This window comes from Nocardia xishanensis NBRC 101358, from assembly GCF_001613365.1.
Taxonomy (GTDB): Bacteria; Actinomycetota; Actinomycetes; order Mycobacteriales; family Mycobacteriaceae; genus Nocardia; species Nocardia xishanensis.
Window position 1 is genome coordinate 36,295 of the sequence record NZ_BDCF01000054.1, and the last position, 17,735, is coordinate 54,029.

Annotated in this window: 11 protein-coding genes and 1 riboswitch; of the genes, 3 read left to right on the forward strand and 8 right to left on the reverse strand. The window is 69.6% G+C overall.

The features are described from left to right. Positions 1–7: 7 nt before the first annotated feature. Positions 8–565: a 16S rRNA (guanine(966)-N(2))-methyltransferase RsmD gene (gene rsmD, locus NX1_RS29695; RefSeq protein WP_068066612.1), complete on the reverse strand. Its 558-nt coding sequence runs from the start codon at positions 563–565 to the stop codon at positions 8–10. Next, positions 562–3,966 carry a pyruvate carboxylase gene (locus tag NX1_RS29700; RefSeq protein WP_068066615.1) on the reverse strand — a complete coding sequence of 1,135 codons (3,405 nt, stop codon included), beginning with the start codon at positions 3,964–3,966 and terminating at the stop codon, positions 562–564. Before NX1_RS29700 ends, rsmD begins: the two co-directional genes overlap by 4 nt. Positions 3,967–4,218: 252 nt before the next feature. Then, positions 4,219–4,425: riboswitch (cobalamin riboswitch) on the forward strand. A 154-nt stretch (positions 4,426–4,579) separates the two neighbouring features. Here NX1_RS29700 and metE point away from each other — a divergent pair. Continuing rightward, entirely contained in the window at positions 4,580–6,847 is a 2,268-nt protein-coding gene (metE, locus tag NX1_RS29705; RefSeq protein ID WP_068066618.1) for a 5-methyltetrahydropteroyltriglutamate--homocysteine S-methyltransferase, read from the forward strand. A gap of 336 nt (positions 6,848–7,183) precedes the next feature. Here metE and NX1_RS29710 read toward each other — a convergent pair whose 3' ends face one another. From NX1_RS29710 to prpD, 4 genes are all read right to left on the reverse strand, one after another. After that, a complete protein-coding gene (locus NX1_RS29710; RefSeq protein ID WP_068066622.1) occupies positions 7,184–7,567 on the reverse strand; it encodes a nuclear transport factor 2 family protein in 384 nt (127 codons plus the stop codon). Positions 7,568–7,635: 68 nt separating this feature from the next. Beyond that, entirely contained in the window at positions 7,636–8,781 is a 1,146-nt protein-coding gene (locus NX1_RS29715; RefSeq protein ID WP_068066626.1) for a bifunctional 2-methylcitrate synthase/citrate synthase, read from the reverse strand. Between the two features lie 3 nt (positions 8,782–8,784). Continuing rightward, positions 8,785–9,708 carry a methylisocitrate lyase gene (prpB, locus tag NX1_RS29720; protein ID WP_068066629.1) on the reverse strand — a complete coding sequence of 308 codons (924 nt, stop codon included), beginning with the start codon at positions 9,706–9,708 and terminating at the stop codon, positions 8,785–8,787. After that, positions 9,708–11,231: a 2-methylcitrate dehydratase PrpD gene (gene prpD, locus NX1_RS29725; protein ID WP_068066632.1), complete on the reverse strand. Its 1,524-nt coding sequence runs from the start codon at positions 11,229–11,231 to the stop codon at positions 9,708–9,710. The genes prpB and prpD overlap by 1 nt, the downstream gene beginning before the upstream one ends. Before the next feature lie 163 nt (positions 11,232–11,394). Here prpD and NX1_RS29730 point away from each other — a divergent pair, with 163 nt between their 5' ends. Further along, a complete protein-coding gene (locus NX1_RS29730) occupies positions 11,395–12,816 on the forward strand; it encodes a short-chain fatty acyl-CoA regulator family protein (protein WP_174555540.1) in 1,422 nt (473 codons plus the stop codon). Between the two features lie 3 nt (positions 12,817–12,819). Here NX1_RS29730 and sigJ read toward each other — a convergent pair whose 3' ends face one another. Next, on the reverse strand, positions 12,820–13,734 hold the full coding sequence (gene sigJ, locus NX1_RS29735; protein ID WP_068066635.1) for an RNA polymerase sigma factor SigJ: 915 nt from the start codon (positions 13,732–13,734) through the stop codon (positions 12,820–12,822). 194 nt (positions 13,735–13,928) lie between these two features. Here sigJ and NX1_RS29740 point away from each other — a divergent pair, with 194 nt between their 5' ends. Continuing rightward, positions 13,929–15,398, forward strand: coding sequence for an MFS transporter (locus tag NX1_RS29740; protein ID WP_068066637.1), 1,470 nt, complete (start codon positions 13,929–13,931; stop codon positions 15,396–15,398). 47 nt (positions 15,399–15,445) lie between these two features. Here the strand turns inward: NX1_RS29740 and recG are convergent, their stop codons facing one another. Then, on the reverse strand, positions 15,446–17,719 hold the full coding sequence (recG, locus tag NX1_RS29745; RefSeq protein WP_068066640.1) for an ATP-dependent DNA helicase RecG: 2,274 nt from the start codon (positions 17,717–17,719) through the stop codon (positions 15,446–15,448). Between the last annotated feature and the right edge of the window lie 16 nt (positions 17,720–17,735).

Below are 17,735 nucleotides of genomic sequence, written 5' to 3' on the forward strand. Positions count from 1 at the left end.
CACCCGGTCACGGCCGATAGTCGGCCAGTTCCAGGCGGGTTTCGCCGTAGCGCCGCGGCTTGGCGGGCAGGAAGGCTGCGGGCCAATCGATTTCGGGCGAGCGGCTGGACCGTTCCACGACGATCAGCGCGTCGGGATGCAACCAACCGCCGTCTGCGAGCGCGACCAGGTCGGCGGTCACCGCCGCGGTGTCCACGTCGTAGGGCGGATCGGACAGCACCAGATCGAACCGCCCCGCGCCGCCCTGGGCGAGCACCGCGGCGACCGGCCCGACGCGCAGCTCCGCGCCGGGCAGGCCGAGATCGGCGATGTTGCCGCGCACCACGGCCGCCGCCTTGCGATCCGATTCGACGAGCAGCGCGTAGGACGCGCCACGGGAGAGCGCCTCCAAGCCGAGCGCGCCCGAGCCCGCGTACAGGTCGAGCACCCGCGCGCCGTCCAGATCCATCCTGGCGTCGAGCGCGCTGAACAGCGCCTCGCGCACCCGGTCGGAGGTGGGCCTCGTCCCCGCGGGCGGCACCCTGAGGCGCCGCCCGCCCGCCGCGCCCGCGACGATTCGCGTCATTCCGCGGTCGACTCGCGCACGGCCAGTTCGACCAGCAGGTCACCGCCCTCGACCTGCTGCACCTTGCCGATCGCGATGCGACCGACGATGCCCGCGCGCGGCGCGGTGATCGCGGCCTCCATCTTCATGGCCTCGATGGTGGCGATGGTGTCGCCGGTCTCGACGGTGTCGCCCTCGGCGACCGACAGGGTGACGACGCCCGCGAACGGCGCGGCGATATGGCCGGGGTTGGTCTTGTCGGCCTTCTCCGCGACCGGGATCTCGCTGGCGATGGACCTGTCGCGGACAGCGACCGGACGCAGCTGGCCGTTGAGAATGCACATCACGGTGCGCATTCCGCGCTCGTCGGGCTCGGAGATGGCCTCCAGCCCGATCAGCAGGGTGACGCCCTTCTCCAGCTGCACCCGGTGTTCCTCGCCGCGGCGCAGCCCGTAGAAGAACTGGTTGGCGCTGAGTCCCGAAGTGTCGCCGTACTTTTCGCGGTGGGTGAGGAACTCCGTCGTCGGGCCGGGGAACAGCAGGCGGTTCAGCGTCGCGCGCCGCTGCGCCGAATCACCTTCCAGCCCAGCCTGATCCGCGGGCGACAGCGGCGTCTCCGGCTTGGCCGCGCCACGTCCGGCGAGCGCCTTGCTGCGGAACGGTTCGGGCCAGCCGCCCGCCGGGGTGCCGAGTTCACCGCGCAGGAAGCCGATGACCGAGTCGGGGATGTCGTAGCGGCCGGGATCGGCGGCGAAGTCCTCGATGTCGACGCCGGTGCCGACCAGCGCCAGCGCGAGATCGCCGACGACCTTCGACGACGGCGTCACCTTCACCAGACGACCGAGCAGGCGGTCGGCGGCCGCGTACTTGGCCTCGACCTCCTCGAAGCGATCGCCGAGGCCGAGCGCGATGGCCTGCTGACGCAGGTTCGACAGCTGACCGCCGGGGATCTCGTGGGTGTAGACCCGCCCGGTCGGGGCGGGCAGCCCGGACTCGAAGGGCGCGTACACCTTTCGCAGCGCCTCCCAGTACGGCTCCAGATCGCACACGTTCTGCAGATCGAGCCCGGTGTCGAACTCGCTGTTGGCCGCCGCGGCGACGATCGCCGACAGCGCGGGCTGACTGGTGGTGCCCGCCATGGCCGCGCTCGCGCCGTCCACCGCGTCGGCGCCCGCCTGCCAGGCCGCCAGGTAGGTGGCCAGCTGACCGCCGGGCGTGTCGTGGGTGTGCACGTGCACGGGCAGATCGAAGTTGCTGCGCAGCGCGGTGACCAGCGTCGCGGCCGCGGGCGCGCGCAGCAGACCGGCCATGTCCTTGATCGCGAGCACGTGCGCGCCCGCGTCGACGATCTGCTCGGCCAGCTTGAGGTAGTAGTCGAGGGTGTAGAGGGTCTCGTTCGGGTTCGACAGATCGCCGGTGTAGCTCATCGCGACTTCGGCGATGGCGGTGCCGGTTTCGCGCACGGCGTCGATGGCGGGGCGCATCTGGTCGACGTTGTTGAGCGCGTCGAAGATGCGGAAGATATCGATGCCGGTGGCCGTCGCCTCGGAGACGAACGACCGGGTCACCTGCTCCGGGTACGGGGTGTAGCCGACGGTGTTGCGCCCGCGCAGCAGCATCTGCAGGCAGATGTTCGGGATCGCCTCGCGCAGCGCGGCCAGCCGCTCCCACGGGTCCTCGTAGAGGAAGCGCAGCGCCACGTCGTAGGTCGCGCCACCCCAGCACTCGACCGAGAGCAGCTCGGGGGTCATCCGTGCGACGTGCCCGGCGACCTCGAGCAGACCGTTGGACCGCACACGGGTGGCCAGCAGCGACTGGTGCGCGTCGCGGAAGGTCGTGTCGGTGACGCCGACCGCCTTCTGCTCGCGCAGCGCCTGCGCGAAACCCTCGGGGCCGAGGCGAAGCAGCCGCTGCCGCGACCCGTCCGGCGGCGGCACGCTCAGATCGATGTCGGGCAGCTTGTCGTGCGGGTAGACCGTGGTCGGCCGCGCACCGTGCGGCTTGTTGACGGTGATGTCGGCCAGGTACTCGAGGATCTTGGTGCCGCGGTCGGCCGACTGGCGTAGCGTCAGCAGCTGCGGGCGCTCCTCGATGAACGAGGTGGTGACCCGGCCCGCCTTGAAGTCCGGGTCGTCGAGCACCGCGAGCAGGAACGGGATATTGGTGGTGACGCCGCGGATGCGGAACTCGGCCAGCGCGCGCCTGGCCCTGGCCGCCGCGGCGGGCAGGTCACGTCCGCGGCAGGTGAGCTTGACCAGCATGGAGTCGAAGTAGGCGCCGATCTCCGCGCCGAGGTTGGCGCCGCCGTCCAGGCGGATGCCCGCGCCGCCCGGGGTGCGGTAGGCGGTGATGCGCCCGGTGTCGGGGCGGAAACCGTTGGCCGGGTCCTCGGTGGTGATGCGGCACTGCAACGCCGCGCCGCGAATGGTCACCGAGTCCTGGCTCAGGCCCAGGTCGGCAAGGGTCTCGCCGGCCGCGATACGCAGCTGCGACTGTACGAGGTCGACGTCGGTGACCTCCTCGGTGACCGTGTGCTCGACCTGGATGCGCGGGTTCATCTCGATGAAGACGTGGTTGCCGCGCTCGTCGAGCAGGAACTCGACGGTGCCCGCGCAGCTGTAGCCGATCTGGCGGGCGAAGGCCACCGCGTCGGCGCAGATGCGTTCGCGCAGCGCCGGATCGAGATTGGGCGCGGGCGCCAGCTCGATCACCTTCTGGTGGCGGCGCTGTACCGAACAGTCGCGCTCGAACAGGTGCATGACATTGCCGTGCTGGTCGGCCAGGATCTGCACCTCGATGTGGCGCGGGTTCACCACCGCCTGCTCGAGGAACACGGTCGGGTCGCCGAACGCGGACTCGGCCTCGCGCGACGCGGCCTCGATCGACTCGCGCAGCTGCTCGGGCGCCGCGACCCGGCGCATGCCGCGACCGCCGCCGCCCGCGACCGCCTTGACGAAAATCGGGTACTCGAGTTCGGCCGACGCGGCGAGCAGTTCATCCACGTCCGCCGACGGCGCGCTCGACTTCAGCACCGGTAGCCCGGCCGCCTTGGCCGCCTCGATGGCGCGAGCTTTGTTGCCCGCCAGCTCGAGCACCTCGGCCGACGGGCCGATGAAGGTGATGCCCTCGCGCGCGCACGCCGCCGCCAAATCGGGGTTCTCCGAGAGGAATCCGTACCCCGGGTAGATGGCGTCGGCGCCCGCGGACTTCGCCGCGTCGATGATCGCCTCGATGGAGAGGTAAGCGCGGACCGGGTGGCCCTTCTCCCCGATCTGATAGGACTCCGCGGCCTTCAACCGATGGACCGAGTTGCGATCCTCGTATGGGAAAACGGCGACCGTCCCGATGCCGAGTTCGTAGGCCGCGCGGAAGGCGCGGATGGCGATCTCGCCGCGATTGGCAACCAAGACTTTCGAGAACATTGAACCAAGGTACCCGGCCCCGGATACAGCGCCGACAGGGAAGTCCCCTTCGCAGCAATCTTCACAACGGGACCTAGCAGGCTTGCGAAGTTGCGTTCATCCCGGCGTCACATCTCACCGTTGTCACCCGCTGTCGGTGCGCGGCGGGCCGGGGGTACGCACGGAATACCCCGGCGCCCGTTTATGCTGGACAACGCAGCTGGTTCTCCAGTGTGCCCGACGAGATGGAGCCCCGACGTCGCGCGCAAGGAGTCGAAACCCGTTCCCGGTCCTTCCGGGCAGCGGGCGAGAGGGAACCCGGTGAGAATCCGGGACTGTCCCGCAGCGGTGAGCAGGAACGAACACCGTCATCACGCACTGGGCGCGCGCCTGGGAAGCGACGGCAAGTAGGTCGGCGGGAGCGCGGCTCCGCAGCCGGTGCCCGCGAGTCCGAAGACCTGCCAGCCGTGCCGGATACGCCGTATCCGGCGGCCACCGCCTCGTGGATTGGGCGCGCGGACCGTCAGTGCCGATCTTCCCGGGCTCCGTCTCCACTCGGCTGCCCGCGACGTCGGCCGGTCGCCGCGTGCTCGCATGGCGATGGCTCACGTCCTGAAAAGCACTGGAGCACACCGTGACTGTTTCTCAGCACACCCCATTCACCGCGACGGTTCTCGGGCTACCGCGCGTGGGACCGCGCCGGGAGTTGAAGCGCGCCACCGAGTCGTACTGGGCCGGGCGCATCGACGCCGAGCAGCTGCACTCCGTCGCCCGCGACCTGCGCCGCGCCCAGTTCACCGAGCTGTCGGCGGCCGGACTGGACTCGATCCCGGTCGGCACCTTTTCCTATTACGACCAGATGCTCGACACCGCCGTGCTGCTCGGCGCGCTGCCCGCCCGGGTCGCCGGGATCGCCGATCCGTTGGACCGGTACTTCGCTGCGGCCCGCGGCACCGACGTCGTGGAACCGCTGGAGATGACCAAGTGGTTCGACACCAACTATCACTACCTCGTTCCCGAGCTCGGCGCGGAGACAACGTTCGCGCTGCATCCGGAGAAGCCTCTCGATGAGCTGCGCGAGGCGCTCGAACTCGGCGTGCCCGCGCGTCCGGTGTTGGTCGGGCCGATCACCTTCCTGAAGCTCGCCAAGAGCAGTGGCCGCCCGGCGCTGGACCGGCTCGGCGAGCTGGTGCCGCTCTACCGCGACCTGCTGCGTCAGCTGGCCGCCGCGGGTGCTGCGTGGGTGCAGATCGACGAGCCGGTGCTGGTCACCGATCTCACCGAGGCCGAGATCGACCTGGTGCGGCGGACCTACGCCGCGCTGTCCGAGGCGAGCGAGCGGCCCGCGATCCTGGTCGCCACCTACTTCGGCACGCCGCGGGCCGCGCTGCCCGCGCTCGCGGCGACCGCCGTCGAGGGCATCGCACTCGACTTCACCGCGACGTGGGATCTGTCCGCAGTGGCGACGCTGCCGTCGCTGGCGGACAAGCTGCTGGTTGCGGGCCTGGTCGACGGACGAAATGTGTGGCGCACCGACCTGGATCGGGCGTTGTCGACCCTCGGCACGCTGCTCGGCAGCGCGGCGTCGGTGGCGGTGTCGAGTTCCTGCTCGCTGCTGCACGTGCCTTACTCGCTCGCCCCGGAGACCGGACTGGACGAGCGGCTGCGCTCCTGGCTGGCCTTCGGCGCGGAAAAGGTGACCGAAGTGCGCCTGCTGGCAACGGCTTCGGCGCAGGGCACCGAGGCCGTCGCGGACGAGCTCGCCGCCGCGCGGGCCGCCGCGGCGACGCGCGCCGCCGACCCACGGCTGCACGACGTTCAGGTGCGCGCCAGGCTCGCCGCGCTCGGTCCGGAGGCCACCCGGCGCGCGCCCGCCGACGAACGTCGCGCGCTGCAGGCGCAGCGGCTCGACCTGCCCGCGCTGCCGACCACCACGATCGGCTCGTATCCGCAGACCTCGGCGATCCGGCTGGCCAGGGCGGCGCTGCGCAAGGGCGAGATCGATCAGGCCGAGTACGTGCGCCGGATGCGCGCCGAGATCGCCGACGTCGTCGCGCTCCAGGAGAAGCTCGGCCTCGACGTGCTGGTGCACGGCGAGCCGGAGCGCAACGACATGGTGCAGTACTTCGCCGAGCAACTCGACGGTTTCGCCGCCACCGACAACGGCTGGGTGCAGTCCTACGGCACCCGCTGCGTGCGGCCGCCGATCCTGTTCGGCGACGTCACCCGCCGCGCGCCGATGACGGTGGACTGGATCACCTACGCCCAGTCGCTGACCGACAAACCGGTCAAGGGCATGCTGACCGGACCGGTCACCATCCTTGCCTGGTCCTTCGTCCGCGACGACCAGCCGCTGGCCGACTCGGCGCGCCAGGTGGCGCTGGCGATCCGGGACGAGACGGTCGATCTGCAATCAGCGGGCATCCGCATCGTCCAGGTCGACGAACCCGCGCTACGCGAACTGCTCCCGTTGCGAGCCGCCGATCAGGCCGCCTACCTGGACTGGTCGGTGAGCTCGTTCCGGCTGGCGACCTCGGGCGTCGCCGATGCCACGCAGATCCACACCCATCTGTGCTATTCGGAGTTCGGTGAGGTCATCGACGCGATCGCGGGGCTGGACGCCGACGTGACCTCCATCGAGGCGGCCCGCTCGCACATGGAGGTGCTCGACGATCTCAACGCCGCGGGCTTCGACCTGGGTGTGGGCCCGGGCGTCTACGACATCCACTCCCCCCGGGTGCCGGGCGTCGAGGAGATCACCGCCTCGCTGCGCGCCGCATTGAAAGCCGTTCCCGCCGAACGGCTCTGGGTGAATCCGGACTGCGGACTGAAGACCCGCGGTCCGGTGGAGGTGGAAGCCGCGCTGCGCAACATGGTGGCCGCCGCGAAGGCGGTGCGCTAGCACGAAGGCCGGGCCGCGCTTTCCGCGCGGCCCGGCCGCATCGAATCTCACTCGCTTGCAGCGATCGTCGACCCACTGCCGATGAACGCGATTTCAGTCGCCCTCCAACGGACGCTCCTGCTGCGGCCGCTTTCTCGGCGTGTAGTTCTCGCATGCTTCCCCCGCCTGCCGCACCGGCCGCGTCCGAGCCTTGGGACTCACACCTTGCCGCCACGACGGCACACACCTCGACCGTTCCACGAGCCGCCCCTCCTCACACGTCGACGAATCATTGCTCCCCACTTGCTTTCTTCGACGTGCGCCAAGTCCATTCGGTTCCCACGTGGCCCATATCGCTCAGTCGGGCGAACCGAAGGCGCGGTCGACGGCCGCCATGTCGAAGTAGTCGCGCCACGCGGTGATGGCGCCGTCGCGCACCTCGAAGACGCCCATGACGGGCAGCGGGGTGTCGCGACCGTTACCGCGCAAAGTATCGGTGCGTTCGTTCATCACGACGTTGCCGGACACCACCTGGTGGTGGATATCGAAATCGATGGCGTCGAAGGAGCCTAGGAATCCGGCGATGAAATCGCGGATGGCGGTGCGGCCGACGATCGGCTCCATCGGGATGTTGTGGTACACGGCGTCTTCGGCGAAGTACGAGCTGATCCGATCGGGGTCGGGATCGGGACCGGACCAGCTCTGGCACATCGCGCGGACGAGTTCGTCGGGACCGGTCATGGCAACGCTCGCTTCCTTGGCGCCGGGCGGGACATCGATCCACCCATTCAACCAAATGAACGCTTGGTTCAGTAGGGGTTCGCCCCACCCCGCCCCGCGACCAGCAGCTCCCGCTGCGCCACGCCCGTGTATTCCGACAGCGGCCGGATGAGCGCGTTGGCCGCCGACTGCTCGGCGATGTGCGCGGTCCAGCCGGTGATGCGGCTGAGCACGAAGAGCGGGGTGAACATCTCGATGTCGAAGCCCATCAGGTAGTACGCGGGCCCCGCCGGGAAATCGAGGTTCGGCCGGATGCCGGTGGCCTCGGCCATCGCGCGCTCCAGCTCGTCGTACACGCGCAACCAGCGCTGCCCGCCGGTCACCGCCGCCACATCGTCGAGCGCGGCCTTCATGGTCGGCACCCGGGAGTCGCCGTTCTTGTAGACGCGGTGCCCGAAGCCCATCACCTTCCGCTCGGCGGCGAGCTTGTCGCGCAACCAGTCCGCCGCGCGCTCCGGCTCGCCGATCTCCAGCATCGCGTGCATCACCGCTTCGTTCGCGCCGCCGTGCAGCGGGCCCTTGAGCGCGCCGATGGCGGCGGTGACCGCGCTGTAGAGATCGGAGCGGGTGGAGGTGACGACGCGGGCGGCGAAGGTGGAGGCGTTGAAGCCGTGCTCGGCGTAGAGGATCAGCGACGCCTCGAAGGCGCGGACGATCCGCTGGTCCGGCACCTCGCCGAAGCACATGTTCAGGAAGTTCTCCGCGAAGCCCAAGTGCGAGTGCGGCGCGATGGGATCGAGGCCCCGACGCCTGCGCATATCAGCGGCCACCACCGTCGGCAGCACTGCGGTGAGCCGTAATGCTCTGGTCAGCAAGTCCTTCCGCACGGCGATGCCGTCCGGGTCCGTGCCCGGTTCCTCCGCGCCGAGGTAACTCACCACCGTGCGCACGACATCCATCGGATGACAACTTGCGGGCATCTTCTCGATCAGCGACAGGATCGACCGGTCGACCCGCCGCTGCGCGCGCTCCCGCCGGCACAGCAGCTCGAGCTGGGCCACGTCGGGCAGCTCGCCGTACCAGAGCAGGTAGGCGACCTCCTCGAAGCTACAGTGCGCCGCCAGATCCTGGACCGCGTAGCCGCGGTAGGTCAGCGAATTGGTCTCGGGCACGACCTTGGAGACGGTGGTGGTGTCGACCACCACTCCGGCCAGCCCCTTTCTGATCTCGGTCATGGTTCACTCGCTCAGCGTGAAGGTGAATATTCCGGAGTCGAAGTCGTTGTAGCGCTGGTAGTCGAGAAGTTCGTAGAGCCGGGCGCGGTGCTGCATCCGGTCCAGCAGACCGGATTGCGTTCCGGTGCTCGCGATCTCGGCCAACCCTTGTTCCACCGCGTGCATCGCGAGCCGCAGCGTGGTCACCGGATAGATGACCGCGTTGTAGCCGAGATCCTCCAGCGCCTGCGCGGACAGCAGCTCGGACTTGCCGAACTCGGTCATGTTGGCAAGCAGCGGAACGTCGACGGCGGCACGGAACTTCGCGAACTCGGCCGCGTCGGCCAGCGCCTCGGTGAAGATCAGATCCGCGCCCGCGTCGGCGTAGGCCTTGGCACGATCGATCGCCGCGGCCAATCCCTCGGTGCCGCGAGCATCGGTCCTGGCGCAGATCACGAAGCCGGGATCGCGCCGCACCGAGACGGCCGCGCGCAGCCTGCGCACCATGTCCCGCACCGGTACCACGGCCTTGCCGTCGAGGTGGCCACAGCGTTTGGGGTTCACCTGATCCTCGATGTGGCAGCCCGCCGAGCCCGCGTCCTCGAGCAGGGTCACCGTGCGCGCGGCGTTCATCGGTTCGCCGAAGCCGGTGTCGGCGTCGATCAGCACGGGCAGGTCGGTCACCCTGGCGATCTGCCGACCGCGCTCGACCACCTCGGTGAGCGTGGTCAAACCGATGTCGGGCAGCGCCAATTCGGCCGACACCACCGCGCCGGAGACGTAGACACCCTCGAATCCCAGCCGCTGGATCAGGGTGGCCACCAGCGGATCGAACGCGCCGGGCAGGCGCTGGATGCGCCCTGAGGTCAGTCCGGCGCGGAAGGCGGCTCGCTTGCCGGCGGCGGTGGTCGCGGCGGCCGGCAAACCGGGACGGAGTTGGTCGGGCATCAGAAGATCCCCTCACGAGCCTCCGGTGCCCGGCCGAGGACCTCGGGCGCCACCGTGAACGTCAGCCGATCCAGTTCTCCCGCACCGAGTTCCGCGGTGCGCTGCGCCGCGTCGAGAAAGCGGTCCTGCTCCGCAGGATCTACTACCCCGTCGGCCAGCGTACGAAACTTCTCGACGTACTGGGCGCGGCCGAACGGCCGCGCGCCGAGCGGATGCGCGTCGGCGACGGCCAGCTCGTCGACGATGGTCTCGCCGCTGTCCAAGGTCACCACCGCGCGGGCGCCGAACGCCTTCTCGTTCGGATCGGTCGAGTGGTAGCGGCGCGTCCATTCCGGATCCTCGACCGTGGAGATCTTGCGCCACAGCGCGACGGTGTCCGGCCGCTGCGCGCGTTCCGGGGCGTAAGAACGCTCGTGGTGCCAGCCGCCGTCTTGGAGCGCCACGGCGAAGATATAGGGAACGGAGTGGTCGAGGGTTTCGCGGCTGGCGTGCGGGTCGAACTTCTGCGGATCGCCGGAGCCGGTGCCGATCACCACGTGCGTGTGGTGGCTGGTGTGCAGCACGATCGATTCGATCCGGTCGAGATCGCCGATGCGCGACCGCATCCGGCGGGCCAGGTCGATCGGCGCCTGACTCTGGTATTCCGCCGAGTGCTCTTTGGTGTAGCTGTCCAGGATGGCGCGCTTGGCCTCACCGGGGGCGGGCAGCGGCACGCGGTACTCCACCTCGGTCCCGCCGAGCAGCCACGCGATGACGCCGTCGGCGCCCTCCCAGATCGGCGCGGGCGCGCCCTCGCCGCGCATCGCCCGGTCCACCGCCTCCACGGCCATCTTGCCCGCGAACGCCGGTGCGTAGGCCTTCCAGCTGGAGATCTCGCCTTTGCGGGACTGCCTGGTCGCGGTGGTGGTGTGCAGCGCCTGACCGATCGCCTGGTAGATGGTCTCGGCATCCAGCCCGAGCAGCGTGCCGATGCCGGCGGCGGCCGATGGCCCCAGGTGCGCGACGTGGTCGATCTTGTGCTCGTGCAGGCAGATTCCGCGCACCAGGTCGATCTGGATCTCGTAACCGGTGGCCAGGCCGCGGATCAGCTCGGCGCCGGTACGGCCGGTGTGCTGGGCGACGGCGAGGATCGGCGGGATGTTGTCGCCGGGGTGCGAGTACTCCGCGGCGAGGAAGGTGTCGTGGAAGTCCAGTTCCCGCACCGCGACTCCGTTGGCCCACGCGGCCCACTCCGGGGAGACCCTGGTCTGCTTGGACAGGCCGAAGACGGTGCCACCCGACCGCCCCTCACGCGGTCGATACGGCTGCGCTGTCGCCTGGGTGCGCGCGCTGGTGACGGGACGCCGCAGCACCGAGGCCGCGGCGACGGCCGCGTTGTCGATGATGCGGTTCACGATCATCTCGGCCACCTCGTCGGTCACCTCGACCGGATCCGCTGCCACATCCGCGATCTTCGCGGCCAGATGTTCGCCGCGCGGAAACGCTTCGTCGGCGGCGCGAGCGCGTACGATATGAGTCTTCATGCATCCTCCGGTTCCAGACGGCCTGCTCGACCGGCCCAAGGGCCTCTCTTCGCACGCTACGCAGCGATCGCTGGAGCAAGAACCCCTTGCACATGCCGACTTTTGTGGGCGAGAAGTACCGAATCTGCGATGTTTGCGAAGACGAAGCGGCTAGGATTCGCCCGTGCGCAAGATGTATGCGGGCGCCCGGCTGCGGCGATTGCGCGAGGAACGGCGGATGACGCAGGCGGCGCTGGCGAAATCCCTCGATCTCTCGCCCAGTTATCTCAACCAGCTGGAACGCGACCAGCGACCGCTCACCATTCCGGTGCTGCTGAAGCTCAATTCCACTTTCGACCTCGATGTGCAATTCTTCGCCGCCGATTCCGACGCCCGGCTGGTCTCCGATCTGCACGAGGTGCTCGTCGACGCGGCGGGCGGCGACAGCGCCCCGCTGGCCGAGGTCGAGGAGCTGGCCACCAGGCAGCCCGAGGTGGCCCGCCTGCTGGTCGCCATGCATCGCCGATTGCGCGCCGCCACCGACCAGTTGGATCTGCTCTCCTCCCGGGTGGCCGCGCCCACCGGCGGACCGGGTGTCCCGATGCCCTACGAGGACGTGCGCGATTTCTTCTACGACCACCACAATCACATTCCGCACCTCGATCACCTCGCCGAACAGCTCTTCGAGGAGTCCGGACTGACCATCGGCTCGCTGGACCGCCAGCTGGCCAGAATCGCGGAGGAGCGGGCGGGGGTGACCGTGCTGGTGCGCGGCGACGGCGCGGATCCCGCGATCCCGAAGCGCCACTACGACCCCGAGAGCCGGACGCTGACCCTGGCACGCAGGCTGCGGCCAGGGCAGCGCGCCTTCCAGATCGCGACCACGCTCGGCTTTCTGCTCTTCGGCGCCGAACTGGACGCGGTGCTCAGCGAAACCCCCTCGCTCACAGGGGAATCCCGCGCGCTGGCCCGGATCGGGCTCGCCAACTACTTCGCGGGCGCGCTGATACTGCCCTACGGCCGGTTCCTGCGCTCGGCCGAGGAACTGCGTTACGACATCGACCTGCTGAGCCTGCGTTTCGAGGTCGGCTTCGAGACCATCTGCCACCGCCTGAGCACCTTGCAACGGCAGGGCCAGCGCGGCGTGCCGTTCTTCCTCGTTCGTACCGACCGCGCGGGCAATATCTCGAAACGCCAGTCCGCCACGGCCTTCCACTTCTCCCGGGTCGGCGGCAGCTGTCCGCTGTGGGTGGTGCACGAGGCGTTCGCGAACCCCGGCCGCATCCTGACGCAGATCGCCGCCATGCCCGACGGGCGGCGCTACCTCTGGATCGCCCGCACCTCGTTCATCGCCCCGCACGGATTCGGCACGGCCACCAAGAATTTCGCCCTCGGACTCGGCTGCGACATCGAATACGCCGACCGCCTGGTGTATTCCACCGGCCTGCACCTGGACGACCCGGCCGCCGCGGTGCCGATCGGCGCAGGCTGCAAGGTGTGCGAGCGACCGGCCTGCCCACAGCGGGCGTTCCCCCAGATCGGCAGCCCGCTGGCGGTCGCCGAGAACACCAGCACCGATCTGCCGTATCCGCGAATGCTGCGCTGAGTTTCATCCGCCCAGGTGGCGGAGTTTCTCCGGGTTGCGCATCGCGTAGACGCAGCTGACCTTTCCGGTGTCCGCCTCGATGTCCAGCGCCACGACGGCTTGCAGCTCGCCGCCGGAGTACACGATCACGGACGGTTCGCCGTTGGTCCAGCCGAACCGGACGGACATGTCCGGCACCGAAGCGATCACCATCGGGCTGGTGAGCAGTCGCGCGACCTTGTCGGCGCCGTGGATCGGCCGCAGCGCCGCCCGCACCCGGCCGCCCGCGTCGGAAAGGAAGGTGACGTCCGGCGCGAGCATTTCCAGCAGGCCCGTCACGTCCCCGCTCAGCTGGGCGGCGAGGAAGCGCTCGGTCACCGCGCGCTGGGTGCGGGGATCGGCCTGGTAGCGAGGACGCTTCGCCCGCACGTGATCCCGCGCCCGGTGCGCGAGCTGACGAATCGCCGGGGTCTCGCGGCCGAGGATCGAGCCGATCTCGGCGTGCGGATAGCCGAACACCTCGTGCAACACGAACACCGCGCGTTCCAGCGGGGTCAGCGTCTCCAGGATCACGAGCACGGCCAGCGAGACCGACTCGCCGCGCAGCGCGATCTCGGCGGCGTCGGCGCTGTCCCGGATCTCGGGGGTGTCGGCGACCAGCGGTTCGGGCAGCCACGGCCCAACGTAGGTCTCCCGCCTCCGCACGATGCTCTCTCGGCGCGAGAGGGCGGTGTTCACCGCGATCCGCACCAGGTACGCCCGCGGGCTGATGATCTCGCCGAGGTCGGAGCGGTTCCGCGACACCCAAGCCAGCCAGGTGTCCTGCAGGACGTCCTCGGTGTCGGTGACGGTGCCGAGCATGTTGTACACGATCGAGAACAGCAGTTCGCGGTGCTCGGCGAAAACTCGCGTCGGCTGTTCGTCCATGGTGTCGATCATCGTTCCTCCTGTGCCGGAAAGCGCGCGCGGCTGTCGTTGTCCGAGAGTGTTTCCGCGCCTCGAACGTGACATCGAAGGCAACGATGTGTGATCTGAATCTCTCGGGCGGCCGCCGATGTCACCTCCCCCGGCCGCGCGCGCTCTGGGTTGGCGAGCGGATGAAAACCGTCCGACCGCAGAGAAGGACCTGGCCAGTGCCCGCACCGACCGAATCACCCTCGTATCTGGCGACCCGCCGCGGCAAGCTCACGCTGGCGCTGCTGTGCACGGTCGCGTTCCTCGATTTCGTCGACGGCTCGATCGTCAATGTCGCGCTGCCGACCATCCAGCGCGAACTCGGCATGGAGGTGGTGACGCTGCAATGGGTCACCAGCGGCTATCTGCTCACCTACGGCGGACTCATGCTGCTCGGCGGACGTCTCGCCGATCTGCTCGGACGCCGCCGCGTGCTGGTCGCGGGCACGCTGATCATCGCGGTCTCCTCGGCGATCGGCGGGCTCGCCGACGCGAGCGGGCTGCTGATCGGCGCGCGCCTGGCGCAAGGTGTCGGCGCGGCGCTGATGCTGCCCGCCGCGTTGTCGATCCTCACCACCAGTTTCCGCGAGGGACCCGACCGCACCGCCGCGCTCAGCGTGTGGGGCGGCGCCGCCGGGCTGGCGTCGGCGGCGGGCGTCTTCCTCGGCGGCGTGCTGGCCGAGGGCCCCGGCTGGCGCTGGATCTTCTACGTCAACACCCCGGTGTGCCTGCTGGTGCTGGCGGCCATTCCGTCGCTCGTCCCCAACGACCGGCGCAACGAGATTCGCGGCGGCTTCGACCTGCTCGGCACCGCGCTCGGCACCGGCGGATTGATGCTGCTGGTCTACGGACTGGTGAAGGCGCCGGAACACGGGTGGGGCGACGCGACGACGCTCGCGCTGCTCGGCGCAGCGGCGGCTCTGCTCATCGCCTTCGTGGCGAACGAGCACTACTCGGCGGATCCGCTGATGCCGCTGTCGATCTTCCGCGTCCGCGGCCTCGCGGCGGCGAACCTGACCCATCTCACCCTGGCCGCGGGCATGCTCGCGATGTTCTTCTTCGTGACCCTCTACATGCAGTCTGTCCTCGGGTACGGCGAACTCGCGGCGGGCGTGGCCTATCTGCCGGTGAGTCTCACCATCGGTGCGGCGGCGGGTCTTTCGGCGAAACTGTTCGCCAGGGTCGGCACCCGGCCGGTGATCATCGGCGGCGCCGCCATCACCGGGCTCGGCGTGGTGTGGTTGTCGTTCATCCCGACCGACGGGTCCTACTTGGCGAATCTGCTGCCCGGCATGCTCGTCATGTCGGTCGGGGCGGGCGCGGTGTTCGTCGCCAACACCACAGCCGCCAACGCGGGCGTGCCCGCCGAACAGGCCGGATTGGCCGCCGCGCTGCTCAACACGGCCCAGCAGATCGGCGGCGCGCTCGGCATCGCGGTGCTGACGGCGATCGCCACCTCCCGCACCACCGCGCAGCTGGCGGCGGGCGAGCCGCAGCAGGCCGCGATGACCGACGGCTTCCAGCGCGCGCTGCTCGTCGGCGGGCTGATCGCGATCTCGGCGGCGGTCATCGGGTTCTGGACCGCGGACTCGCGCGGCGCGGACACCGCCGATGCGACCGAGGAGCAACCGAAAGCCGTTGCGGCATAGCACTATCCGGGGACGGATCGGCACCCGCGGTCCGTCCCTGCCGCACCTCACGACTTGGCCAGGTACTCCAGCCGCTCACCGTCGACGGCGGCGTGCATCATGCCCGCCAAGCCGGGGTGCTCGCGCAGCCCGGGGTCGGCCTCGACCAGCTGCCTGGCCAGATCCTGTGCCGCGGTGATGACTTCCAGGTCGTCGAGCAGGGAGAGCAGCTTGAGCGAGCTCGCTGTGCCGGACTGTGCCGCGCCGAGCACGTCACCCTCGCGGCGCTGGCGCAGATCGAGCACGGCGAGCTCGAACCCGTCGGTGGTAGCGGCCACCGCTTCCAGCCGGGTCATCGCCGAACCGCCCGGCGCGGCGTCGGTGATCAACAGGCACAGCCCCGCGTGCTTGCCACGGCCGATCCGCCCGCGCAGCTGGTGCAGCTGGCTGACACCGAACCGGTCGGCGTCGACGATCACCATCACCGTCGCGTTCGGCACGTCGACGCCGACCTCGACCACGGTGGTGCAGACGAGCACATCGATCTCCGCGTCGTTGAAGGCGCGCATGACCTGGTCCTTCTCGTCCGAGGGCAGCCTGCCGTGCAACAGGCCGACCCGGACGCCCACAAGCGGTCCGGCGCGCAGCATGTCGAAGACGTCGACGACGGCCTGCGTCGCCGGGGTCTCCTTCTCCTCCGCCGCCTTGCCGCGACCGCGCTTGCCCGAGCCGCCGTTCTCCTCGTCGTCGCCGATGCGCGAGCACACCACGTACGCCTGGCGGCCGTCCTTCACCTCTTCGAGGATGCGTTCCCAGGCACGGTCGACCCAGTTCGGATGCAGCTTGCGCGGAACGACTTTCGAGGTGATGGGCGAGCGGCCGCGGGGCAGCTCGGTGAGGGTGGAGGTCTCCAGATCGCCGAGCGTGGTCATGGCGATGGTGCGCGGAATCGGGGTCGCGGTCATTACAAGAAGATGCGGGCTGCTTCCGGCTTTCGCCTTGGCGCGCAACGCGTCACGCTGTTCGACGCCGAACCGGTGCTGTTCGTCGACCACCACCATGCCGAGGTCGAAGAACTCCACGTTGTCCTGGATCAGCGCGTGCGTGCCGATGACGATGCCCGCCTCGCCGGTGACGGCCTGGAGCAGCGCGGCCTTCTTCGCCGACGCCGACATCGACCCGGTCACCAGCACCACCCGGGTGGACTGCTCGGCGGCGCCGAGCTCCCCCGCCGTGCCGAGCTCGCCGAGCATCCCGCGTAGCGACCGACAGTGCTGGGCGGCAAGCACTTCCGTCGGCGCGAGCAGCGCGCACTGCTGACCCGCGTCGACCACCTGGAGCATGGCGTTCAGCGCGACGATCGTCTTGCCCGAGCCGACCTCGCCCTGGAGCAGCCGGTGCATCGGCTGGGTGCGGCCGAGATCGGCGGAGATCTCCGAGATCACCTGCCGCTGACCGGCGGTGAGCTCGAACGGCAGCTGCCGGTCGAATGCCGCGGCGATGCCGTCGGCGCGCGGCGGACACGGTCGCGCGGTCCGGCCCGCGACCTCGTGCCGCCGGTCGGCGAGCACCAGTTGCAGGGCCAGCGCCTCGTCGAAGCGCAGGCGCTCCTTGGCCCGGTCGATATCGGACTTGTGTTCCGGCAGGTGGATCAGCCGCAGCGCGTCGGAGACCGGCATGAGGGCGCGATCGTCGCGAACGTCCTCCGGCAGCGGATCGTCGATCGGGTCGAGCTGCTCGAGCACCTGGCGCACGCAGGCAAGCAGATCCCAGCTCTGCACCTTCGCGGTGGCCGGATACACCGGGATGAATTCCCGCTCCATGAACGAGACGTCGACGCCGCCGGCGCCTTTCGCGCTCTGCGCCAGACCGCGCAGGTCGCCGCCGCCGCGCACCTTGGTGAACGTGCCGACCGAATCGTCCTCGGTCTCGGGCAGGATCAGGTAGCCGGGGTGGCTGAGATTCCAGCTGCCGGGCCGCCAGTAGCTCACGGTGCCCGACATCATCGCCCGAAGTCCCTCTTTGACTACGTATCTCACCTTGTCACCGTTGAAGAAGGTGACGTCGACCGGGCGGCCGGAGCCGGTGTCCAGCAAGACTTTCAGCAGCGAGCCGCGCCGGTTGCGCATCGGTTTGAGCTCGGTCTTGGTGATCCGGCCGATGACGGTGATGTGCGAGCCGTCCTCGGGCGCCTCCTCGGTGAGCGGCTGGCCCTGGGTGGCGTAGCGCAGCGGATAGTGCCGCAGCAGATCCTCGACCGTGTGCATGTCGAAGGCGTCGGACAGCGAATCCGCGGCCTTCGCGCCAAGGATGTGGTCGAGCCGATCGCTCAGTGTCGCCATTTCTCCGCCCTCGTGC

What these genes read in the sequence shown, in the direction of transcription:
- NX1_RS29700 (WP_068066615.1), bottom strand. Translation starts at nt 3,966, where the DNA reads ATGTTCTCGAAAGTCTTGGTTGCCAATCGCGGCGAGATCGCCATCCGC.
- rsmD (WP_068066612.1), bottom strand. Translation starts at nt 565, where the DNA reads ATGACGCGAATCGTCGCGGGCGCGGCGGGCGGGCGGCGCCTCAGGGTG.
- prpB (WP_068066629.1), bottom strand. Translation starts at nt 9,708, where the DNA reads ATGCCCGACCAACTCCGTCCCGGTTTGCCGGCCGCCGCGACCACCGCC.
- prpD (WP_068066632.1), bottom strand. Translation starts at nt 11,231, where the DNA reads ATGAAGACTCATATCGTACGCGCTCGCGCCGCCGACGAAGCGTTTCCG.
- NX1_RS29715 (WP_068066626.1), bottom strand. Translation starts at nt 8,781, where the DNA reads ATGACCGAGATCAGAAAGGGGCTGGCCGGAGTGGTGGTCGACACCACC.
- NX1_RS29710 (WP_068066622.1), bottom strand. Translation starts at nt 7,567, where the DNA reads ATGACCGGTCCCGACGAACTCGTCCGCGCGATGTGCCAGAGCTGGTCC.
- recG (WP_068066640.1), bottom strand. Translation starts at nt 17,719, where the DNA reads ATGGCGACACTGAGCGATCGGCTCGACCACATCCTTGGCGCGAAGGCC.
- sigJ (WP_068066635.1), bottom strand. Translation starts at nt 13,734, where the DNA reads ATGATCGACACCATGGACGAACAGCCGACGCGAGTTTTCGCCGAGCAC.